The following is a 1,435-nucleotide window of genomic DNA, read 5'->3' as shown; positions in this document are numbered from 1 at the left end:
AACAGATTCTCGACGTCCTCACCGAACTCGATGCCGACATCGTCGCGCTGCAGGAGGTCGACCGCCGGCTGGGCGACCGGCTGTCGTCGCTGTCGCCCGGCCTGATCGCGGAGATGACGCATTTCCGGCCGATCCGCTTCGGCGTGCGGCCAGGGAGCCTGGGCTGGCACGGCAACACGATCCTGGTGCGCAAGGACGTGGAATTGCTGCGCCGCAAGCGGCTGGTGCTGCCGGCGCTGGAGCCGCGCGGCGCGGCGCTGGCCGATCTGCAGATCGGCGATCTCAAGATCCGGGTCGTCGGCATGCATCTCGGCCTTGTCGGGCTGTGGCGCAAGCGGCAGGCCCGCGCTGTGCTGGACCAGCTGGCCAGCCTGGAAGAGCCGCTGCCGACGGTGATGATGGGCGATCTCAACCAGTGGAACACCGAGGGCGGGTGCCTGGCCCATTTCGCCGAGGACCATCACGTCATCGCGCCGGGTCTCAGCTTCCACTCGCAAATGCCCTTCGTCTCCTTCGACCGGATCATCACCAGCCTCGGTGATGGCGCTCGGCATCGCCGTCGGCAAGATCGTCATCTCGATCCTGTCGGCCTTCGCGATCGTGTTCTTCCGCTTCCCGCTGCGCATGACCTTCTTCTGGCTGATCTTCATTACGCTGATGCTGCCGGTCGAGGTGCGCATCCTGCCGACCTACAAGGTGATGGTCGATCTCGGCATGATCGACACCTATGCCGGACTGATCCTGCCGCTGATCGCTTCGGCGACCGCGACGCTCCTGTTCCGGCAGTTCTTCATGACCATCCCGTCCGAACTGGTGGAGGCGGCGCGGGTCGACGCGGCCGGCCCGATGCGCTTCTTCCGCGATATCCTGCTGCCGCTCTCCAAGACCAATATCGCGGCCCTGTTCGTGATCCTCTTCATCTATGGCTGGACGCAGTATCTGTGGCCGCTGCTCGTCACCAACGACAACCAGATGAACACGATCGTCATCGCCCTGAAGAAGATGGTGTCCTTCGCCGACGCCGATACGCCCTGGCATCTGGTCATGGTGACGGCGATCCTGGCGATCGCGCCCCCCGTCCTGGTCGTCGTCCTGATGCAGCGCTGGTTCGTGCGCGGCCTCGTCGAAGCGGAGAAGTAAACTTGGCAGGCATCGAACTGAGGGACGTGCGCAAGGTCTATGCCGGCAATGTGGAGGCTGTGAAGGGCGTCTCGCTGGACATTCCCGATGGCGAGTTCGTCGTCCTCGTCGGCCCGTCCGGCTGCGGAAAGTCGACGCTCTTGCGCATGGTGGCCGGGCTGGAGGCGATCTCCTCCGGCACGATCACCATCGGCGACCGGGTGGTCAACGATCTGGAGCCGGCCCAGCGCGACATCGCCATGGTGTTCCAGAACTACGCGCTCTATCCGCATATGAGCGTACGCCAGAACCTCGA

The 1,435-nt window shown here is 64.5% G+C and carries 1 protein-coding gene and 2 pseudogenes; all 3 read left to right on the top strand.

The genetic code is table 11. The features are described 5' to 3' along the window. Positions 1-5 precede the first annotated feature (5 nt). Positions 6-374 (top strand): annotated as a pseudogene (locus SI859A1_RS21940) (endonuclease/exonuclease/phosphatase family protein); the annotation flags it as partial. 163 nt (positions 375-537) lie between these two features. Beyond that, positions 538-1,140 (top strand): annotated as a pseudogene (gene ugpE, locus SI859A1_RS00120) (sn-glycerol-3-phosphate ABC transporter permease UgpE); the annotation flags it as partial. A gap of 2 nt (positions 1,141-1,142) precedes the next feature. Further along, positions 1,143-1,435: ATP-binding cassette domain-containing protein (locus tag SI859A1_RS00115; protein ID WP_009207867.1), on the top strand; the 293-nt coding region annotated here is incomplete at its 3' end.

Source organism: Aurantimonas manganoxydans SI85-9A1 (genome assembly GCF_000153465.1).
Taxonomy (GTDB): domain Bacteria; phylum Pseudomonadota; class Alphaproteobacteria; order Rhizobiales; family Rhizobiaceae; genus Aurantimonas; species Aurantimonas manganoxydans.
Note: the sequence above shows the minus strand (reverse complement) of the source record. Positions and strands in the feature narration are given on the sequence as shown.